Origin of the sequence: Klebsiella sp. MISC125, assembly GCF_051131775.1 — a bacterium.
Taxonomy (GTDB): domain Bacteria; phylum Pseudomonadota; class Gammaproteobacteria; order Enterobacterales; family Enterobacteriaceae; genus Klebsiella.
In genome coordinates, this window is record NZ_CP180448.1 from 2,992,258 (window position 1) to 3,012,569 (window position 20,312).

19 protein-coding genes are annotated in these 20,312 nt (G+C 54.4%); 8 read left to right on the top strand and 11 right to left on the bottom strand.

Annotated elements, in window-relative coordinates; all coding sequences use genetic code 11:
* Window positions 1–5: 5 nt before the first annotated feature.
* From ACMYSL_RS14190 to ACMYSL_RS14215, 6 genes are read right to left on the bottom strand one after another with little or no spacing between them, the layout of a single operon-like run.
* Window positions 6–1,097 (bottom strand): alkylhydroperoxidase domain protein, encoded by a 1,092-nt coding sequence (locus tag ACMYSL_RS14190; RefSeq protein ID WP_434663657.1) that lies wholly within the window; start codon window positions 1,095–1,097, stop codon window positions 6–8.
* Window positions 1,098–1,106: 9 nt separating this feature from the next.
* Window positions 1,107–2,096 (bottom strand): putative FMN-dependent luciferase-like monooxygenase, encoded by a 990-nt coding sequence (locus ACMYSL_RS14195; RefSeq protein WP_434663659.1) that lies wholly within the window; start codon window positions 2,094–2,096, stop codon window positions 1,107–1,109.
* Window positions 2,093–3,697 carry a dipeptide ABC transporter ATP-binding protein gene (locus ACMYSL_RS14200; protein ID WP_434663662.1) on the bottom strand — a complete coding sequence of 535 codons (1,605 nt, stop codon included), beginning with the start codon at window positions 3,695–3,697 and terminating at the stop codon, window positions 2,093–2,095. The genes ACMYSL_RS14195 and ACMYSL_RS14200 overlap by 4 nt, the downstream gene beginning before the upstream one ends.
* A complete protein-coding gene (locus ACMYSL_RS14205) occupies window positions 3,694–4,545 on the bottom strand; it encodes an ABC transporter permease (protein ID WP_434663664.1) in 852 nt (283 codons plus the stop codon). Before ACMYSL_RS14205 ends, ACMYSL_RS14200 begins: the two co-directional genes overlap by 4 nt.
* Window positions 4,542–5,486, bottom strand: a complete 945-nt coding sequence (locus tag ACMYSL_RS14210) for an ABC transporter permease (RefSeq protein ID WP_434663667.1) — start codon at window positions 5,484–5,486, stop codon at window positions 4,542–4,544. The genes ACMYSL_RS14205 and ACMYSL_RS14210 overlap by 4 nt, the downstream gene beginning before the upstream one ends.
* A gap of 10 nt (window positions 5,487–5,496) precedes the next feature.
* Window positions 5,497–7,119: a TIGR04028 family ABC transporter substrate-binding protein gene (locus ACMYSL_RS14215; RefSeq protein WP_434663669.1), complete on the bottom strand. Its 1,623-nt coding sequence runs from the start codon at window positions 7,117–7,119 to the stop codon at window positions 5,497–5,499.
* A 227-nt stretch (window positions 7,120–7,346) separates the two neighbouring features.
* On the opposite strand from ACMYSL_RS14215, the gene ACMYSL_RS14220 reads away from it, so the two are divergent.
* Window positions 7,347–7,946 carry an inorganic diphosphatase gene (locus ACMYSL_RS14220; protein WP_434663672.1) on the top strand — a complete coding sequence of 200 codons (600 nt, stop codon included), beginning with the start codon at window positions 7,347–7,349 and terminating at the stop codon, window positions 7,944–7,946.
* A 200-nt stretch (window positions 7,947–8,146) separates the two neighbouring features.
* Complete coding sequence (locus tag ACMYSL_RS14225; protein ID WP_434663673.1) at window positions 8,147–9,100, top strand: bifunctional helix-turn-helix transcriptional regulator/GNAT family N-acetyltransferase; 954 nt, start codon at window positions 8,147–8,149, stop codon at window positions 9,098–9,100.
* A gap of 50 nt (window positions 9,101–9,150) precedes the next feature.
* On the opposite strand, the gene ACMYSL_RS14230 is transcribed toward ACMYSL_RS14225, so the two are convergent.
* The 5 genes from ACMYSL_RS14230 to ACMYSL_RS14250 all read right to left on the bottom strand — a co-directional run bounded on the left by ACMYSL_RS14230 (window position 9,151) and on the right by ACMYSL_RS14250 (window position 15,086).
* Entirely contained in the window at window positions 9,151–10,863 is a 1,713-nt protein-coding gene (locus ACMYSL_RS14230) for an ABC-F family ATP-binding cassette domain-containing protein (protein ID WP_434663675.1), read from the bottom strand.
* A 339-nt stretch (window positions 10,864–11,202) separates the two neighbouring features.
* Entirely contained in the window at window positions 11,203–12,900 is a 1,698-nt protein-coding gene (locus tag ACMYSL_RS14235; RefSeq protein WP_434663678.1) for an NAD-dependent malic enzyme, read from the bottom strand.
* A 253-nt stretch (window positions 12,901–13,153) separates the two neighbouring features.
* Complete coding sequence (locus tag ACMYSL_RS14240; protein ID WP_434663681.1) at window positions 13,154–13,519, bottom strand: hypothetical protein; 366 nt, start codon at window positions 13,517–13,519, stop codon at window positions 13,154–13,156.
* A gap of 306 nt (window positions 13,520–13,825) precedes the next feature.
* Window positions 13,826–13,966 (bottom strand): stationary-phase-induced ribosome-associated protein, encoded by a 141-nt coding sequence (gene sra, locus ACMYSL_RS14245; protein WP_110276534.1) that lies wholly within the window; start codon window positions 13,964–13,966, stop codon window positions 13,826–13,828.
* A gap of 268 nt (window positions 13,967–14,234) precedes the next feature.
* On the bottom strand, window positions 14,235–15,086 hold the full coding sequence (locus ACMYSL_RS14250) for a Vmh family MBL fold metallo-hydrolase (RefSeq protein ID WP_181486175.1): 852 nt from the start codon (window positions 15,084–15,086) through the stop codon (window positions 14,235–14,237).
* Between the two features lie 114 nt (window positions 15,087–15,200).
* Here ACMYSL_RS14250 and ACMYSL_RS14255 point away from each other — a divergent pair, with 114 nt between their 5' ends.
* The 6 genes from ACMYSL_RS14255 to ACMYSL_RS14280 all read left to right on the top strand — a co-directional run bounded on the left by ACMYSL_RS14255 (window position 15,201) and on the right by ACMYSL_RS14280 (window position 20,281).
* Window positions 15,201–16,097, top strand: a complete 897-nt coding sequence (locus ACMYSL_RS14255; protein WP_434664081.1) for a LysR family transcriptional regulator — start codon at window positions 15,201–15,203, stop codon at window positions 16,095–16,097.
* 4 nt (window positions 16,098–16,101) lie between these two features.
* Entirely contained in the window at window positions 16,102–16,590 is a 489-nt protein-coding gene (locus ACMYSL_RS14260; RefSeq protein ID WP_434663682.1) for a GNAT family N-acetyltransferase, read from the top strand.
* 72 nt (window positions 16,591–16,662) lie between these two features.
* The gene (locus ACMYSL_RS14265; RefSeq protein WP_181486177.1) at window positions 16,663–17,094 is read left to right on the top strand and encodes an OsmC family protein; all 432 of its coding nucleotides are present in this window, start codon (window positions 16,663–16,665) and stop codon (window positions 17,092–17,094) included.
* Window positions 17,095–17,197: 103 nt separating this feature from the next.
* Window positions 17,198–18,067: an oxygenase MpaB family protein gene (locus ACMYSL_RS14270; RefSeq protein ID WP_434663683.1), complete on the top strand. Its 870-nt coding sequence runs from the start codon at window positions 17,198–17,200 to the stop codon at window positions 18,065–18,067.
* Between the two features lie 197 nt (window positions 18,068–18,264).
* The gene (locus tag ACMYSL_RS14275) at window positions 18,265–19,185 is read left to right on the top strand and encodes a cation diffusion facilitator family transporter (protein WP_434663684.1); all 921 of its coding nucleotides are present in this window, start codon (window positions 18,265–18,267) and stop codon (window positions 19,183–19,185) included.
* A 178-nt stretch (window positions 19,186–19,363) separates the two neighbouring features.
* Entirely contained in the window at window positions 19,364–20,281 is a 918-nt protein-coding gene (locus ACMYSL_RS14280; RefSeq protein ID WP_434663685.1) for a bestrophin family protein, read from the top strand.
* Window positions 20,282–20,312 lie beyond the last annotated feature (31 nt).

The following is a 20,312-nucleotide window of genomic DNA, read 5'->3' on the forward strand; positions in this document are numbered from 1 at the left end:
CGCGATTACGCCTGCCACGGTTCGCCGAGGGTTAACATTAAACGGTTGGCCCAGGCGAAGAAGGCCGCCGATTGCAGCAAATCCAGCTGCGCCAGCGTATCCAGCCCCTGTTGTTCAATTGCCGTCAGGTGGCTGATGGCGAGCGCTGGAGGGGTAACGGAAATCGCAGCGGCGAAATCGATTTGCGCCTGCCAGCGCGGCGTCTGCCCGTCGCTCAGCTTTTCTCCCGGCGTCACTGCCTGCAGCGTTTCAACTGCCGTTTCATCTTTCGCCAGCTGTGCTGCCTTGCGAGCGTGCACCGAGGCGCAGTAGATGCAACCGTTGATTTTGCTCGCTACCGTCGCCGCCAGTTCTCGTTCAGCACGAGGCAGGCCGCCGGGGGTATAGAAAATCCCTTTATCGGTTAATGTGCGCTGTTCCAGTACCGGTTGGTTGCGCGCCAGCAGGCGGAAATAGGGCGAATCGCTATGGCCAAATTTCGCCAGCAGCGCTTGTTCATCCGGCGTAAATTCCGCCAACGGTTTGGCATCCAGCCACGGCTCCCAGTGCAGCTCATCGCGGGTGAAATGCACTGGCGCACTCTTACCGCTGACGGTCTGCGGCGCGGTGTGCCAGAAGCCCGCAACCACCGGGGTTTCCGCGACGGTGGTGGCTTTTCCGTTAAGCAGACGTAGCCCATTGACTAGCCGACTCTGAAAGCTGACGAAGGCGATAAGCTGGGCAAGCGTCACTATACCGCGCAGGCTCCATCTGGCGCGGATCAAGGCCTCCAGCGCCGACGGTGTGGCTTCCACCGGGGTAAATGTTAACAGTCGGGCGAAGGCCAGCGCCGGGGTCAGTCGAGGTGACGTGGGGTCGGCAATGCCAAAACCGGCATAGTGGGCGGCCAGCGCATCGGCCTGGTGCAGTTTCGCCACCTTCGCAGCAATGGCAAAACGCTCGTCCAGCGGAAAATCGTTATCCTGCTGACTGAACAGCACTTCATAGCTTCCCTGCGCGTGGCGGGTTGCTGCCTCGCGCACAGCGCGCGCCGCCGCTAAAGCGGAATCCGGGGCAATCTCTGCCAGTTCAGCCAAAATATCCTGACTTAACGTCATGGTGACTCCTTATCGTATCTGCGGGGCAATATGCTGAGCGATCAGCTCAATGGAACGAAGTGTGTCGCGGTGCGACGGTTCAACGGAGTGCACCTGAAACGAAATATCAGTGACCCGCGATAGCACGCTATCCTGCGCCAGCGAAGCGGCAACGTGCTCTGCGTCGCCAACGTGGGCGTCAAGCTGGGATAAATAATCAGTGACGGTGTCACCAATGATCTCATGACCTGCGGCCCGATGCTGCGCGGCCTGCTGGCGTAAACCGGGTTCCGCTACTTCTAGCGCATACGCCTGACTATCGGCGACGAACGCAGTGCGCGAGGCGAGTATTCGTGGCTCAACGCCTGCTGGCAGCGCCGCAAGGTAAGCATCAATAATTGGATTTTGAATAGCATCCAGCGGCAGCGTGGGTTGTCCTGATGGGCGCGGTTGCGTTCGCGAGAGCATTAATCCGTGCCCGGACTGAGCCGCGCGAACGGCGCCTTCAATGGAAAATGTCGCAATCCAGATGCGTTCGGCAAGCTGCGGCGCCTGAGGGTAAAGATGGTTATCCGGATGCGATAGCGAATCGCCGCGCCAGGCGCTTTGGATCAAATGCAAATGCTCGCTAAACACCGTGCTGCGCTGATCGATTGTCAGCCCGAAGGGCAGGAACGAGGTGTGGGTTCCGCCTGAGCCGAAGCCCACCTCCAGCCGACCATCCGCTAACAGATCCAGCACTGCGGCATCCTCGGCTACCCGCAGCGGGTTTTCCATCGGCAGGGTGATAATGGCGGTTCCCAGACGAATGCGCTCGGTGTGCGCCGCCGCGTGGGCGAGAAATACCAGCGGTGACGGCAGACCGCCTTCATGTTCATGAAAATGGTGCTGGGCAATCCAGGCGCTATCGAACCCCAGACGCTCGGCGTGGCGAATTTGCTCGGTTGCCAGCCGATAGCGCTCTTTGGGCGTTGCGTGGTCCAACAGGCGGGTGAAAAATCCCAGTCGTTTGCGGGTCATGCGACCTCCTTGCTCGGCGATGAAAACCAGGGAATAGCGGCGATAAGCTCGCGGGTATAGTCATGCTGCGGGGCGGCAAACAGTCGGCTGACCTCGCCGTGTTCAACAACCCGGCCAGCCTGCAGCACCGTAACGCTGTGGGCGATACGGCGTACCGTCGCTAAATCATGAGTAATAAACAGATAGGTCAGCCCGAGCTGTTGTTGAAGCTGTTGCAGCAGGGCCAGAATTTGCGCCTGTACGGTGACGTCCAGTGCGGACGTTGCCTCATCCAGCACGAGGATCGTCGGCTCAAGGATTAAGGCGCGGGCGATGGCGACCCGCTGGCGCTGTCCGCCGGAAAGTTCCCGGGCGGTTCGCGAGAGCAGTTCTGGGGCTAACGCCACGCGGGCGGCGACCGTTTCCACGCGTTGACGTCTTGCTTCGACATTCAGATGGTCAAAGTTTTTTAACGGCTCCTCAATAATCTCAAATAGCGTTTGTCGCGGATCCAGTGAGGCAAAGGGGTTCTGGTAGACGAACTGGATTTTGCGTCGTAGCTGGCGCAGCGCCTCGCGGCTGAGATGCCCGGCATCAATACCATCGATAGAGACGTGACCGATATCAGCCTTTTCAAACCCCAACAGGATCCGCGCGAGGGTGGTTTTGCCGGAACCGGACTCGCCAACCAGCGCATGAGTACTGCCGCGTTTAACCTCGAAACTCACCGCGTCCAGCGCCTGTAAGTGGGAATGACCCAATGAGAAACGTTTGCTGATGCCCTCAACGCGAATTGCCGGGGTCGCCAGGATACGCCCGGAGGTTGGGGCTATGGCCAGCGTCGATCCCTGGAGATCGCTGAGCAACTGGCGGGTATAGGCATGCTGCGGCGTGCGCACCACATCGCCGGTTGCGCCTTGCTCCTGAATCTCTCCGTGGCGGAAGACCAGCAGGCGGTCGGCGCGTTCCGCCGCCAGCGCCAGATCGTGAGTGACAAACAGTACCGCCGTGCCGGACTCCCTGCGTAGCGTATCGAGCAGGTCAAGAATGCGTTTTTGTACCGTGACGTCTAGGGCGCTGGTCGGCTCATCGGCGATGATTAAATCAGGCTCCAGGGCGATAGCGATAGCAATCAGTACCCGCTGCTTCATACCGCCTGAAAGCTGATGGGGGTACTGATCAAAGCGTTGTTCCGGGTGGCTCAAACCGACTTTAGTCAGCAGCGCCAGCACCTGCTCTTTGCGCTCCGCGGCGCTGCTTTTTTGATGCAGGCGCAGGATCTCACCCACCTGCGCGCCGATAGTTTTGACTGGGTTAAGAGAGTTACCCGGATCCTGTGGCACCAGGCTAATCCGCGCGCCGCGCAGGCCATCGAGGCGTTTTGCGGACCAGTTGCTAATATCCTCACCGTTAATGCTGATACGCCCGCTATCCCGGCGCGCGTTATCTGCCAGCAGGCCAATAATCGCCTGAGCGGTAGTGGTTTTTCCGGAGCCGGATTCTCCGACGAACGCCAGCATTTCACCACGCTTTACGCTGAAGCTAACGTTGTGCACCACTTCACGCCACTGGCGTTGTGAACGATAGCTAATACGCAGGTTCTCTACGGTTAAAACATTCATCGGCGTTCTCCGCTAAATTGCTGGCTAATGCGGTTGGCGGCAAGCACGACAGCGACGACCGCAATGCCGGGAAGGGTGGTTAACCACCAGGCGGTGGAGAGGTAGTTGCGGCCTTCGGCGATCAGTAATCCCCACTCTGGTACCGGCGGCGGCGTGCCGTAGCCGAGAAAACTGAGGGTCGAGAGTGCGAGAATCGCCTGACCGAACTGAAGGGTGGCGAAGGCCAGAACAGCGGTGAGTGAGTTGGGCAGAATATGCCGCCAGAAGACGGCGAAAAAGGTGCCGCCGCTGCCGTATGCGGCTTCAACGAAATCGCTGTGGCGTACGCGCACCACTTCCGCTCGCGCCAGACGGGCAAAGCTGGCTATCGCCGCGACGCCTACCGCCACGGCGGCATTGAGCGTGCCGAAGCCGAGCAGGATAATGACCGTGAGCGACAGTAATAAAGAGGGGATCGCCAGCAGAACGTCGACCAGGCGCATAACCACCGATTCAACACGTCCCGCCAGCGCCCCGGCGAGAGTGCCCAGCGCGGTCCCGACGATCAGGCCAATCGCCACCGCCGCCAGCGCGGCGGAAAGCGAGTGGACGGCACCAAAGACAATGCGGCTCCAGAGATCGCGGCCCAACTGGTCGGTTCCCAGCCAGTGACCGGCCTGCGGAGCTAAACGCTGTGCGCCGGGAAAACCTTCCAGCGGGTTATAAGCGGTAAATAACTGCGGGGCTGCAGCCATCAATATGGCAACGCTCATCACCGTCCAGGCTAGCAGTAAACCGGGCTGCAAGCGTAGCGAGCGCCAGTTTGTCGTTCTGCGACGAGCGGCGGTGGCGTAATCAACCAGGCTCATACTACACCTCCGATAACGGTTTTCAGGCGCGGATCGAACAGCGGCATCAGCAGATCGACCAGCAGATTAATCAGGACGAAGCCAAGGGCGGAAATCATCACCACCGCCTGAAGCACGGCAATATCCTGATTATTAACGGCCTGTTGGGTCAGCAAACCGAGTCCACCGCGCCCAAACACGGTTTCGGTGATCAGCGCTCCGGCGATAAGTTCCCCCAATAGCAGACCCGCAATATTGAGCACCGGCAGCAGGGCGTTGCCGATGACGTGCCGCCACAGGACGCCGGTCTCACTCATTCCTTTGGCGCGAGCGACGGCGACAAACGGCAGCGCGGCGACCTGATCCAGACTGCGCATCAGGATTTGCGCCAGCGGGGCCGAAATCGGTATTGCGACGGCGACGATCGGCAGAATCAGGCCTTCAATCGGACCCGGATTAATCACCGGGATCCAACGCAGCTGGAACGAGAAAAGCTGAATCAGGGCAATCCCCAGCCAGAACGTTGGCAGTGAAATAAACAGTACCGGCAGTGATTGCAGAGAATTGCTCAACCAGCGCAGGCCCGGCAGCCGTGAAGCAAAGGCGAGGGCGAAAGCCAGCAATACCGCCAGTACGAAGGCGGGTAGCGCCAGGCTTATTGTTTCCGGCAGATTGCTGGCGATAAGCGCGCTGACCGACATGCCCGCTTGTAGCGAATAGCCAAAATCTCCCTGCAACATGGCGAACAGAGTATGAAAATACTGTTTCCACAAAGGGCTGTCGGCACCATAAGCGATGCGCATTTCGGCGATTTGTTCAGGGCTGAGTCCGAGGTCCGGATTCTGAAACTTGATCAGTACAGCATCCCCCGGCAGCACCTGTAGCAGCACGAAAGAAAGGGTAAACGCCGCCCACAGCACCAGTAATCCCTGGCCTGAACGCCGTAGAAGATAATGGCTCATCGCATGCTCCTTAGTGCTTTTCCAGCCACGCGCCGTAGAACGACGGGCGGCCTACCGCTTCAAAGCTCACGCCTTTGACCCACGGCGCGCCGGCAAAGACCTGCGGCTCTTCAAAAATGGGGATCACGTAGGCGTTATCGAGCAGATAGCGCTGGGCATCGCCGGTAAGCTGGAGACGTTTTTGCGGTTCAACCTCGGCGGAAATGGCGGTCAAAAGCGCGTTGAGTTTATCGTCGCGGAAGCTTTGTACCTTGTCGCTGGAGCCGCCTTTTTGCAGCAGTGCATCGCGGTTGTTGGGGAAGAACATGCTTTTGACCACGTCCGGGTCGGCGCGACCCACTTCAGATACGGTGAGCGGAGTTTTCAGCGGGTCGAGGTTATCCAGCGTATGGCTGCCGGCATCGCCGGCTTTTACCGCCAGTGCGACGCCAACCTGACGCCACTGCTGGGCGATCAGTTGCAACACTTCCTTGTTTTGCGGCTGCGGCAGCGATTCATAGACGGTTAATGCCAGGCGCTGCCCATCCTTCACCCGAATGCCGTCGGCGGCCGGTTTCCAGCCAGCGTCATCAAGCAGTTGTTTTGCTTTGGCCTGATCGAACGCCAGTTTATCGCTGAGATTAACGTAGCCCGCCGCCGTGGTGGCGATGACGGAGGTGGCCTGCGGATAGTTGGCGGAGAACAGGGTTTCAACTACCTGTTTGGCGTTGGTTGCATGCAGCAGCGCCTGACGGACGCGCAGATCGGCGACCAGCGGATTATCGGGGCGGAAGCTCAGGCTATCGTTAACACCGCGCGTCGGAGCTGCATAGATTTTAAAACCCTGATCGGTCGCTTGTTTTTCATCATAGGCCTGGACCTGGCGGATAAAATCGGCCTGGCCTGCTAATAGCGCGCCAATGCGCACGCTGTCTTCCGGCGTCACGATATAGGTGATGCCGTCGAGATTCGCGGGCCCCTGCTGAGCGAGGTTTTTCGGCCCCCATTGATAATCTTTACGCGCCACCAGGGTGAGTTCGCGCCCCGGCTTTTCATCTTTAACGGTAAACGGTCCGGAGCCAATAATATGGCGGGCGTCGCCCAGCTCTTCAAAATTACGTGCGAGAGTGCTGAGAGAGACCAGCCCGGAGCCAATAGTGGCGGTGCCCTGCAGAAAACCCGGTGACGGTTTTTTAAAGTAAAATTTGACCGTCAATGGGTCGATAACTTCGCTGTGGTCGTAGTTATTAATCACTTCAGAAACCGGCAGGCGATGCGTTTTATTTCCCAGACCGTAGGTGTCGAAGTTTTTTGCTACCGCATTGGCATCCAGTGGCGTGCCGTCAGAGAACGTGACGCCAGGGCGAATCTTAAAGGTATATTCGGTTTTATCGGTGTTAGCACTCCAGCTTTCGGCAATCCACGGTTCGACTTGTAATGTTTCCGGGTTTTGCCAGGTGAGCTTATCGGTTATTTGATTGAGAATACCTCCGTTGGGATAGAACCCTCCGGCTGGCGGATAAAGGTTGGTATGCGGTTGCTGCTCCAGATAAATTAGTGTGCCGCCTTTAACCGGCGCGTCGGCGGCCCACACGGAAAAGGTACCGGTTAAAAAAAGTGCCGCCAGCGCGGGCAGGCGAAAACGGGTTTGCATGGTGAATTCCTTTGTTATCTATTGTGTTGCCATCATCGGGCGCGCGTTTTGACAAAGGAAATAAGGATTTACGCTAAGCATTTGCATAAAAAGCAATTCGTATATTTGCAGCGGGGATTTTAAGAGGCTGGCGTTCATCGTAATGAAAAATTAACGTCATATTTTATTCATCTAATCCCTTTATCGTGTTGTTTTTCAATTTCTTATAACGATAGAGCGACAATACAATGCATCTGGTAAAAACTATCCTTGCCGCAGGTCTTCTGTTTACTGCTGCCGTTCAGGCGCAAAACGTTCTGGATTTTCCACAGCCGAAAAACAATCCCGAAGAGTTTTATGCGGTCACTGAAATTCCGGCGGGCGGTATTATTAAATATGAGACGGACGCCAAAACGGGCTTTTTGATTGCTGACCGTTTTCAGTCAATGCCGGTGGCCTATCCGGCTAACTATGGTTCGTTGACCCAGTCGCTGGCGGGAGACGGTGACCCGTTGGACGTGGTGTTTTATACCCGTGCGCCAATGGCTCCGGGAACGCTGATTAAGCTGCGCGCGATTGGCGTGCTGAAGATGATTGATGGCGGCGAGAAGGACGACAAAATTATTGCCGTTCCGGCGAGTAAAATCGATCCGACCTACGATGACATCAAAAATGTGAGCGACCTGCCAAAAATTGAGCAGGAGCGCCTTGAGGCGTTCTTCCGCGTTTACAAACAGCTGCCGGATGGCCGCAAAAAAGTTGAGCTGAACGGGTTTAACGATGCCGCTGCCGCGAAGCAGGAGATTAAAGCGGCATGGGACGCCTGGAAAGAGAAAAATCCGCAATAGATGAATAAACAGGCACCATCCGGTGCCTGTCGATTTTTCTACGTAATATCAATATTCGTGTAGATAAATATGCCAGCATTCAGGCAATCAGCCCCGCCATGATGCTGGAGCATCTGCCGTACGTCCAGCATCACGTATTGACAGCATATGTATGAAGATGGTTGTATCATGCAACCATTTATTAAATCTGCTGAACTGAAATGACGATACCCTCACTTGTTGATGAAATTCGAACCGCCTCCCGCCTGATGGTGCGCGAGCTGGGTTTTATGAATACCACGCTTGCCGCCACGGATTATTCACCTTCTGCGGTCCACACTTTACTTGAAATCTCGGTTCGCGGTGCCATGACGGCTGCTCAGTTGGTTCAGATTCTGGGTCTTGAAAAATCGAGCGTCAGCCGAATGCTTTCCCGACTGCTTGCTGCCGGAGAGCTACAGGAAAAACCCGCTGCTCACGATGGGCGTTTTAAGCAGCTTGAATTAACAGCAAAAGGCGTGGCTACCGTCAGCAAAATTCACGCCTACGGAGCAATGCGGGTCGTTACTGCGCTGGCTTATTTGACCGACGACCAAAAACAAAACGTTGCGCAGGGCCTCACAACCTGGGCTTACGCGCTAGAAAAATGCCGTGATGCTGAGGCCGTCGCCCCGAAAAAAGAGATCAGCATCCTCACGGGTTATCGACCGGGAATGATTGGCCGCATTGCGCAGATGCACGGCGAGTACTATGCGAAGCACTATGGGTTTGGTCACTTTTTTGAGAGTAAAGTCGCTAGTGGACTGGCGGAGTTTTCTGGTCGTCTTGATACGCCGTGTAGCCGGATTTGGCTTGCGGTGCAGGGCGAGAGAATTGTCGGGTCGGTGGCGATTGACGGTCAGGATCTCGGTAATAATGAGGCGCATCTGCGTTGGTTTATTCTTGACGATAGCTGTCGGGGGAGCGGAATCGGCAGACGTCTTTTGAGCGAAGCTATGGCCTTTTGTGACGGCCAGGATTTTTCGACAGTGCAGTTGTGGACGTTCAGCGGACTGAATGCCGCACGCAGGCTTTATGAATCCTTCGGATTCACACTTCATAAAGAGTGGCAGGGGGATCAGTGGGGCAGGATGATGACCGAACAGCAGTTTACTCGGGTAAAACAGTCGACATAATCATAATAAATAATCCCCCGGCGCAGTTATTTCACGCCGGGGGAAATTCATTAACTTAACCGTGTGTTAATGGTAGCAATCTCCTCACGCCATTGTGCTTGCAACTGCGGTTTTTGATGTTTTGGCCTACGGGTCAGATCCTCAGCCAACAGTTGCTCCAGCATGACTAGCCGTTCCAGCAGCGTATCGTTATCCTCTTCAGGTTCGATGGTGAGTGCTGTCGCGGTCTGCGCCATCGGGCGACGAACGGCGGCGCGCAGATTTTCATAGACTTCATCGGCGCTGTTCCATTCGCTAAGCCCGTGTTCATTAATAAGCCAGAAGCGGTTGCAACTGTTGTCGATTAACTGCCGGTCATGACTGACTAACAGCAGACCGCCGGGATAATCGCGCAGCGTTTCTGCAAGCGCCGCTTTGCCATCAATATCTAAATGGTTAGTTGGTTCATCCAGCAACAACAGGCTATAGCAGGCCAGCGACAGGCCAACAAACAGCAGTCGTGAACGTTCGCCACCGCTTAGGGTGCTTACCCTTTGCCCGTGACGCACCCAGTTGAATCCGGCGGAAATCAGCGCTCGCTTGCGTATTTCCGGTGCCGGTTCAAAAGCCTCCAGTGCCTCAAGAAGAGTGACGTCATCGGCAAGCTGATGCAGGGTCTGGTCGTAATAACCCGGCTTCAGTCGCGGATGCAGACGTAAACCGTTCTCCGTTGTGTTCTGTTGCATATGCCGCCACAGCAGACGCAGCAGTGAGGATTTACCGCAGCCGTTGCGCCCCATAATCGCCACCCGGTCGCCGCTTTTCAGGCGAGCCAGGCCCGCAGTGAACAGCGCGGGCAGCCCCGGCGCTGGCGGAACAGGGAGCTGCTCTATCTCCAGCAGTCGGTCTGCCCGCAGCGCGTCGCCGTGCAGCGCCAGCCGCCATGGCGTTCCGGCGGTGAGGTCGGTTTGGCTCTCCTTCAGGCGCAGAACCTGTTTCTCCATCTGCTTGGCTTTGCGCGAGAGATCTTCGTTATCGTACGTCCTGCCCCAAATAGCTAATCGTTTGGCACTGGCGGCGACGCGGTCGATCTCTTTTTGCTCCGCTTTATGACGCAGCGCGTCGCTGGCGTCCTGCTCTTCCAGCGCCTGACGGGCGGCGCTACAGGGCAGGGAGAAGGCGTGCAAGGTGTTGTCACGCAAGATCCAACTGGTATTAGTTACAGCATCCAATAACGGGTTGTCATGCGACACCAGAACGAAACTCCCCTGCCAGGTTTGCAAGAAGCTTTCCAGCCACAGGAGGGTCGGCAGGTCGAGATGGTTTCCCGGTTCATCCAGCAGCAGCAGATCCGGTTGCTGAATCAGCGCCCTGGCGAGCAGTAGTCGGGTATGCTGACCACCGCTCAGGGTTGACGCTTGCTGTTGAGTTTCCGCTGGCGTAAAGCCCATCTCCGCCAGCAGTCGTTCCGCCTGCCAACGCTGACTTTCGCGATCGACAGCCGTGAGTTTTGCCAGCACAACGTCGAGCAGGGGCTGCGCTAACAGCGTATCCGGGAGATGTTGTTCTACGCGCGCCATCAGGCAATGATTAGCCAGCGCCACGTTACCTGAAGTGGGGGACAGCGTGCCGTCGAGCACCTGTAACAGGGTACTTTTACCGCAGCCGTTATAGCCAATCAGGCCAATGCGGTCGCCTTTTTTCAGGGTAAAGGAGAGGTTGGTGAACAGCGGGCCAAACGCCGTATCAACATGAAGAGATTGTGCAGTTAGTAATGTGCTCATTGTGAACTTACTCAAGAGTTACAGGCATAGAAATGCCTCGTCAAACATCGCTGACGATAACCCGGTAAGCCCGAGGGAAGGGATTTAGTCTTTGGTTTCTTCGCTCAAGCTGAAGTTATCGCAGCACGATACCGATAACGCTTGAGCTGGTGCGATCGCCAAATGTATGTGAAAAACTAAACATTTCACAGTACGGCATGGGATCCTCCTTTTCTATTCAGTTAGTTGATGGGTGACGGCAGTGTAGAGGGATAAAGGGGTTTTGGCTAGCAGTGAACGAACCAGGCCTGATTTTTAGGCCCCGGTTCGTTCCTTCGTTTTTATCAGCAGCGTTTTCGCTTAAATCGAAGTCCGGCGATAATTCCGGTATTCCGGTTGCCAGAAGTTATCGGCAATCGCCTGCAACAGCGCTTCTGCCGACGTTTTCACCGCCACGCCTTGCTCCTGGGCGATTTTCCCCACCGCAAAAGCAATCGCACGCGAAACGGTTTGAATATCCTTCAGCTCCGGCAGAACCGGGCCCTCACCGTTATTAACAAGCGGTGAGTGTTTCGCGAGAGTCTCGCTGGCGGCCATCAGCATCTCGTCGGTGACGCGGGATGCGCCGGAAGCAATAACGCCAAGCCCGATTCCTGGGAAAATATAGGAGTTATTGCACTGGGCGATAACGTACTGCTTGCCTTTGAGCGTCACCGGTGCGAACGGGCTACCGGTGGCGACCAGCGCTTCGCCGTCGGTCCAGCTAAGGATGTTCTGCGGCGTAGCTTCCACACGGGAAGTTGGGTTCGACAGCGGCATCACGATCGGCCGCGGGCAGTGCTTATGCATCTCGCGGATTATCTCTTCGGTGAACAGCCCCGGCTGGCCGGAAACGCCGATCAAAATATCTGGTTTGACGTTGCGTACCACGTCAAGCAGCGACAGCACATCGTTAGTGATATCCCACCCTTGCAGAAACTCGCGCTTTTGCACCAGTTTGCTCTGGAACGGCAGCAGGTTCGGCATGGCGTCGGTCAGCAGACCAAAACGGTCAACCATAAATACGCGTTTGCGGGCCTCTTCTTCGCTTAAACCTTCACGTTGAATCTGCGCCACGATCTGCTCGGCGATACCGCAGCCTGCGGAACCGGCACCAAGGAAAACAATTTTCTGCTCGCTCAACTGGCTGCCCGCGCCGCGGCTGGCGGCAATTAGCGTGCCAACGGTCACTGAAGCGGTACCCTGAATATCGTCGTTAAACGAGCAAACTTCATTGCGGTAACGGTTAAGCAGCGGCATAGCGTTTTTCTGCGCGAAGTCTTCGAACTGCAGCAGCACATCCGGCCAGCGGGCTTTAATCGCCTGAATAACGTCATCGACGAACTGGTAATACTCGTCGTCGGTGATACGCGGGTGACGCCAGCCCATATACAGTGGATCATCAAGCAATTGCTGATTGTTGGTACCGACATCCAGCACTATCGGCAGGGTGTAGGCCGGGCTGATGCCGCCGCAGGTGGTGTAGAGCGAGAGCTTACCGATAGGAATACCCATCCCGCCAATACCCTGGTCGCCGAGACCGAGAATACGCTCGCCATCGGTCACGACGATCACTTTGACGTTATGGTTCGGCACGTTTTGCAGAATGTCGTCGAGGTTATTACGGTTCTGATAAGAGATAAAAACGCCACGGGCGCGACGATAGATCTCAGAGAAACGTTCGCAGGCAGCACCTACCGTCGGAGTGTAAATAACCGGCATCATCTCATCGAGATGGTTGCCAACCAGGCGGTAGAACAGCGTTTCGTTGGTATCCTGGATGTTGCGCAGATAAATATGCTTGTCGATCTCGGTCTTAAATCCCTGATACTGGATCCACGCGCGTTCGGCTTGTTCTTCGATGGTTTCGACCACTTCTGGCAGCAGTCCCAGCAGGTTAAAACTGCTGCGCTCTTCCATACTGAAGGCGCTACCTTTGTTGAGTAACGGAAACTCAAGGAGAACGGGGCCTGCGTAAGGGATGTAAAGAGAACGGTTTTTCTTATGAGTGAATTGCATCGCACTAACTCCTTGGTGATCGCTTCAGCCCAGGCGCGGCGACAGGCGAGGGGCTGGCAGGGAATTGCAGCGCGCAGAGTATAGAGCAGTCTGGTTTATGCCACAATAAAACAAGCATATTACAAATATATGTGGGGGATAATATTGAGAATGCTGTTAAGTACACTCTCGAATAAGAAAAACCGAGAGGGAATAACGTATGTATTCCCACATGGTTTATTCGTTATTACTATGGTGATTAATAGTAAATATTTTATTCACCAGCCTTAAAGCTGCTCAGGGAACAGGAGTGATTACCCCGACCATCAAGGAAGCGGAATTTTGTATGTCCATCAGTACCTGCTTGAATCAAAGTTAAAGATTGATTGGCATCTACAGGAATAATATTATTATCATTAACTCTTACATCATCCATGTATTTAGCATATACATTCATTTCATTTCCATTTTGATTGAATCCGCCCACAATTGGATAGATATTATTATCCTTTTTAACAAAATAACCATCTTTAGCGCTTTGTGAAACAGTTAAACTTACACCACTGCAAGTAATTCCCCACTCGTTAGCCATTACTGTTAATGGGACTAGCAGGATTACAGCTAAAAATAAAAATTTCATTTCTGATTATCTCTTTTATCGGTATAGATAGCCTTACCAATACAACTTAGGGCAGTGCATCGGAAGTCATTCAACCATGGTAATATCCAACAATTATTACCAGCGTAATACTTCATTTGTGTAAATGAGAATCTTGCTCCCAGGAAAGGATAAACCAAGGTATATCAGATTTTTTAGGTGTAGATGCTATGTATATTAGCAAGGTGAAAATATGGCATCAAAGAAGGGTAAACATGCAGTCGATAGTCTTAAAAAAACACCATCCTGCATGCAGGACGGTGTTTCTATCATCACTCAGCTGAAAAATTAGCCACCGCGGCGTTTGCGACCGGTAGCATGGATGTGGTTTAGCGTGGTTTCCGCATCGCCTTCCAGCAGCACTTTTTTCTGCTGGGAAAGCTTGTAGTTCAGACCGAGAAGATGACGTGCCTGATGGTTCGATTTCATTCTTACTCCTTTATCCGGTTCTGGTTTCAAGGACAAGCCCGATGTAAATCGGACGAAATTTAACCCTAAGTACGCCGCCCATTTTTGGTGCGGCGATAATCAGCGTGGTTCATATTGTCAGGTTTAGCAATGTTGCCGTGACAGATTAAGAACAGTCTCTTTTGGATTGCAGATAGCACCGTCTATCAGCTATTGCCCGGCGGCGCTTCGCTTGCGCGGGCCTACACCAACCGCCTGCACTGGTGCCAGCCGCCATCCATAGCCAGAACTACCACTTCATCTCGCCGGTATTCACTTTGGCGCTCAGCTCCAGCGAGCTCTCTTCTGCGAGCCCCGGCCAGCGCTGCTTCATCGCCTTAATCACGCCCGCGGAATCTTTATGATCCTTTAACGACTGCTCAAACTGCGTCAGGTAATCGCGGGTGAAGACAATCGCGCGGTCGCCTGCTGGCGGCGTGCCAAGATAGTGGCCTGGAATCACCTGCTGCGGATGTAGTGAAGCCATTTCGTTGAGCGTATTAACCCACTGCTGGCGGCTTTCGACGCTTTGTGTGTCCGCCGTCCAGACGTGCATTCCCCATGCCACGCCGGTTCCGCCGAGAATCGCCTTATTCGCCGGGATCCACACGAAAGCGGCGTAGTTCTGCGGCTGGCGGATTTCGACTTTTTCACCATCGATGGTGAACGTGTTGGCTTCGATGACCTGTGGCACATAAACTTGCTTCGGCGCACCGTCTTTCATCTGCGGGCCCCAGTACGCCAGTTTGGCTTCTTTGGTAGCATTAATATGTTTGACCACTTCAGCGGTCGCGACCACTTTGGCTTGCGGGAACGCTTTGACCAGCGGCTCCAGGCCAAAATAGAAATCCGGATCCCCGGAGGTGATCACGATACGAGTCAGTTTCTTACCGCTTTTTTGAACCATCTCGACCAGCTTCTCACCATCCTTCACGCTGAACTGGGCATCGAACAGTACCGCTTCATGCGGGCCGGTGGCGAGGGTGGAGTTGACGGCAAAAATGCCGTTTTCCTGCGGGTTGTAGGTTTGCAGCGTCAAAGGCGCAGCCAGTACGGTGGTGCTGAACAGGGTGGTTGCGATGGCAAGGACAGATGATTTCATGCGCGTTTTCTCTTTATCAGGTGAATGAACGCTATTTTACGCATTTCATGATTTGCGAATATTCCTGAAAAAAGAGATGCTGAGTTTCATAAATCGTGCAGATGGAATCGAATGATGGATCGGGTGATCGCCGCTCAGGTGTATATACGTATTTGTGAACTGGGGAGTTTGAGCGCCGCCGCGCGAGCGTTGGGGATGTCGCGCCCGATGGTCAGCCGCTATCTCGAGCAGATGGAGCAGTGGGCCGGAACCCGGCTGGTACACCGTTCAACCCGTAGGCTGACGCTAACCTCCGCCGGGGAAAAGGTACTGCAAAAAACGCGCACGCTCACGCAGCTGTCGGATGAAATCGCCGGACAAACCGAGCGCGCGGTCCCCAGCGGTACGCTGCGCGTAGCCTGTGCGCACTTCACCGCTATGCAGCTCATTTCTCCGCTGTTGCCCGATTTTCTTGCCCGTTATCCGCAGCTGCGCCTTGAGCTGGATATCAATAATCATCCGGTGAGCCTGATTGGTGAACGGATTGACGTTGCGATCCGCATCACCGATAACCCGGAGCCGGGAGCTATCGCTCGTCGTCTTGGTGTTTGCCGTTCGGTGCTGTGCGCTTCTCCGCGTTGGCTACAGCAGAATGGACCACTGCACACGCCGGATGATTTATCTCGCCACAATTGCCTGCATTACAGCCATTTCGCCAGTCAGACCTGGCAGTTTATTGATCCACAAGGCGATAGCGTGGCGGTGGCGGTTTCCGGTAATCTCAGCGCCGGGATCTCCTCTCTCTTGCTGGAGGCGGCGGTGGCCGGTTGTGGCATCGCGATGCTTCCGGAGCTGGAGGCGCAGCGGGCGCTTAACGGCGGGGCGCTAAGGCAGGTTTTACCGGCTTATCAGCCAAAAGCGCTAAGCGTGTATGGGATTTATCTCTCACGCGATTATCAGCCCAGCGCGCTGCCGCTGTTTCTGGAAGAGGTTCAGCAACGACTGGCGCAACCCACGGATCTAAAGGAGTAAATGGATGATTTTGTTTCGACCCATGTGCGAGGATGAGTACCCGGCTTACCTCGATTATTTTATCCCCGATTACGCGGCGGAAATTGCCGCAAACTACGGGCTTTCGCCGTCGGCGGCTTTAGCTCAGGCACAGCGGGAAATCGCCGAAGATTTACCCGATGGCGTTAACACCGGCGGCCAGGTTCTGCTCTGTTTACTCAATCATGTTGAGGGCGTGGAAACCCGAATTGGCTATCTATGGTATAAGCCGGATGCGAAAACGCGCTCCGCGTTTATCTGCGATTTCTATATTTCCCCCGTTTTTCAAGGGCAGGGATTGGGCAAGCAGGCGATGACCGCTTTTGAACGTGAACTTGCAAGCAAAGGGTTTATGCAAATTAAACTGCGCGTCGCCGGGGATAATCAACGCGCTCGCCATGTCTACGAAGCCACCGGATTTCGCGTTACCGGCGTTAATATGAGCAAAAATATCCCGTTGGATTCGTCTGATTAAACGACAGTGCGCTGCCTGAAAGAGAAATGGCTTCTATACTTTATTTCTTTAATGTCAAAAAGGAGCGATATCATGGCAATCCATAAGAAAGGTCAGGCGCATTGGGAAGGGGATCTGAAAAGCGGTAAAGGAACTGTCTCCACCGAGAGCGGCGCGCTGAACCAGCAACCTTATGGCTTTAACACCCGCTTCGAAGGCGTGAAGGGGACCAACCCGGAAGAGTTGATCGGCGCGGCCCATGCGGCCTGTTTTTCGATGGCGCTGTCGTTGATGCTCAGCGAAGAGAGCTATACCGCAACCTCAATTGATACCGTGGCTGTGGTGACGCTGGACAAATCCGGCGGCGGTTTTGCGATTACCAAAATCGCGCTGCAGAGCAAAATTGTGCTGCCAGGCATCGAGGCCGATGTGTTTGACGGCATCATTCAAAAAGCGAAAGCCGGTTGCCCGGTTTCGCAGGTGCTTAATGCTGAGATAAGCCTCGACTATCAGCTTAATCCATAATTCCCCGCTGCCCGTCTCAGGCGGGCACTTCCTTCTTTAACCAAATGTCACCTGCGTAGATTAATGCTATCTTTTCCGCTTACGGAAAGGAGCAAGTAACGCAATGGCCAGTGTACGCACAATGATTGAAGCTCAGGTTTTGGGCTTAACCGGCATGGCGCTTAAAGAGATCGATTTTGAACATCCTAAAGGCGAGCCGGGGCTGTTTGGCCCGCAGTCGGCCATCTGGCAGGTTCATGGGGATTTCACGTCCATGCTGTGCGGCGGGGTCAGCGCGTTACTATTGCAGATGCTGCATCCTCTGGCGCTGGCAGGTGTCTGGGATCACTCGAACTTCCGCGAAGATATTTTTGGTCGCCTGCGCCGCACCAGCCAGTTTATTTCCGCCACTACCTTTGGTACCACCGTCGACGCCGAGCGGCTGATCGCCAAAGTGCAGGGGATTCATCTGCGCGTGAGCGGTCAGGATAAAGACGGTACGCCGTATCAGGCCAGCGATCCCGCACTGCTCACCTGGGTTCACGTTGCCGAATGCAGCAGCTTTATGGCTTCCCATTTGCGTTACAAACGGACCGTGATCAGCGCCGCCCGCCAGGAACAGTATTATCAGGAAGCCGCCGAAATCGCCCGCCGTCTGGGGGCTCGCGACATCCCGGTCACGCCGCGGCAGGTTGCCGATTATTTGCAGGATATGCGACCAGTGCTGCGTTGCGACGAACGCACGCAGGAAGTGGCTAACGTGCTGTTGTCAACGCGGCTGCCGGGCCGCCTGAGTCAGCCGGTCGGGCGGATGATGATGCGCGCCGGTATCGACCTGCTGCCATCCTGGGCGCAGGAGAAGCTTAATTTGCCGATGAGCGCATTGCAGCGACATAGTGCGCGAATGACCGTACACGGTGTGGCTCGCGTCCTGCGCGCTTCGGTACGCAATGGCGCCTATCATTGCGCGATGCGACGGATGAATGAATATTAATTATTCGGGAATGCGAAGCGTGGCATAAATATAGCCAAGGCTATTATTGTTGAGGCTATATTTTATAAAAAGAAATTATTCGCATTTAAATATTGACGATATTATAAAAACTTAAATATTGGCTTAACGGCAGCATATTGCTCAGGAAAAATTAAACAAAATCGTGTACGTTGTCTCTCTTTCAATAGAGGTGTTCAATGACGATGAAAACTCAGCCTGATGATAAATATCATCAGCGTTCCACGGTCGCACGTAAAAGTACGCTAATCAGCGTGGTGGTAAATCTTTTTTTATCCAGCTTTCAGGTGCTGGCAGGGATATTTTCCGGCTCACAGGGTTTGATAGCCGATGGGATTCACTCTTTTTCCGATCTGATCGCTGATTTTGTGGTTCTGCTCGCCAATAAAAAAAGCCGCAAGCCTTCGGATAGCGATCACCATTATGGCCACTGGCGTTATGAGAACGGTGCTTCAATGGTGATTGGCGCACTGTTGTTGATCGTTGGGTTGGGTATGCTGTGGTCTGCTTGCAACAAACTGCTGCACCCCGAATCCATTCAGGATGTTCATATCATCGCCCTGTGGGTCGCTCTTGCCGCGCTGGTTGCCAAAGAAGTTTTATTTCGCTATATGCTGGCGGTGGCGAAGCGAATTCAGTCTTCGATGCTGATTGCCAATGCCTGGCACGCCCGTTCCGACGCTGCATCGTCGGTGGTGGTGGCGGTTGGTATTATCGGTAACCTTGCCGGGTTCGTATGGCTTGACCCGGTTGCCGCGCTTGTTGTCGGCGTGCTGGTCACCCGCATGGGGTACTCGTTTGCCATTGATGCACTGCATGACTTAATGGATCGCGCGGTGGATAGCGATACCGAACAGCAGATACAAACGACTATTCTGGCGACGCCCGGAGTCATCGCACTGCATGACCTGAAAACCCGCCGCGCCGGTGATTTAATCCTGGTGGATGTACACGTTGAGGTGGCGGGGAATTTGTCAGTTGTTGAAGGGCATGATATTGCGCTATTGGCCCGCGCGCGGGTATTAAAAAATCATAACGTCCTGAATATGATGATTCATATAGACCCCTGCCAGTCGGCAACTAAGTCTGTTCTAACTTAGCTGAGGGTATGGTTTTATTTCCATGCTGCATCCATGGTTATATATTTTCAGCATGAGATTGCCAGCGAAATAAAAAGGGTCCATAATTCAGCCGCTATTTTTTATCGCTGATTAATAGCGGGCCTGACACAATGTCGTGTTTTTAAACAATATAAAAATACAATCGGTTAATAGATAAATGATTATTCGGCCAGAACAACACTGGTTTCTTCGTCTGTTTGACTGGCACGGCTCGGTGCTGTCAAAAATCGTCTTTCGCCTGCTGCTTAACGTGATGATGTCGATTATCGCCATCATTAGCTATCAATGGTACGAGCAACTCGGCATCCATCTGACCGTCGCGCCGTTTAGCTTACTAGGGATCGCCATTGCCATTTTCCTCGGTTTTCGTAATAGCGCAGGATATAACCGCTTTGTTGAAGCTCGCAATCTGTGGGGAACGGTGCTGATTGCCCAGAGAACGCTGGTGCGTCAGCTAAAAAATATTCTTCCGATGGAGAGTGAATCTCACCAACGCCTGGTTAGCTACCTGGTCGCTTTTAGCTGGAGCCTGAAGCATCAGCTGCGTAAAACGGATCCGAGCGCGGATTTAGCGCGGTTACTGCCGCCGCAGACGGTTGCCGAGATTCTTGCCAGCTCGATGCCGACCAATCGCATCCTGCTGCTGGCGGGCGATGAACTGGGGCGTCTTCGGGCAGAAGGGAAGATGAGTGATATCAGCCACAGCCTGATGGACAATAAGCTCGATGAGCTGGGTCATGCCCTTGGCGGCTGCGAGCGCCTGGCGAGTACCCCGGTGCCTTTTGCCTACACCTTGATTTTACAACGCACGGTGTATCTATTCTGTGCGCTGCTGCCGTTCGCGCTGGTTGGCGACCTGCATTACATGACGCCATTTGTCTCGGTATTTATCTCCTATACCTTCCTGTCCTGGGATTCGCTGGCGGAGGAGCTGGAAGACCCGTTTGGCACCGCTGCTAACGACTTGCCGCTCAATGCGATGTGCAACACCATTGAACGCAACCTGCTGGATATGACCGATCAGCACCCTCTGCCGGATAAGCTTGAGCCCGATCGTTATTACAATTTAACCTGATCTGGCAAATGAAATTGTATGTTTATTAATC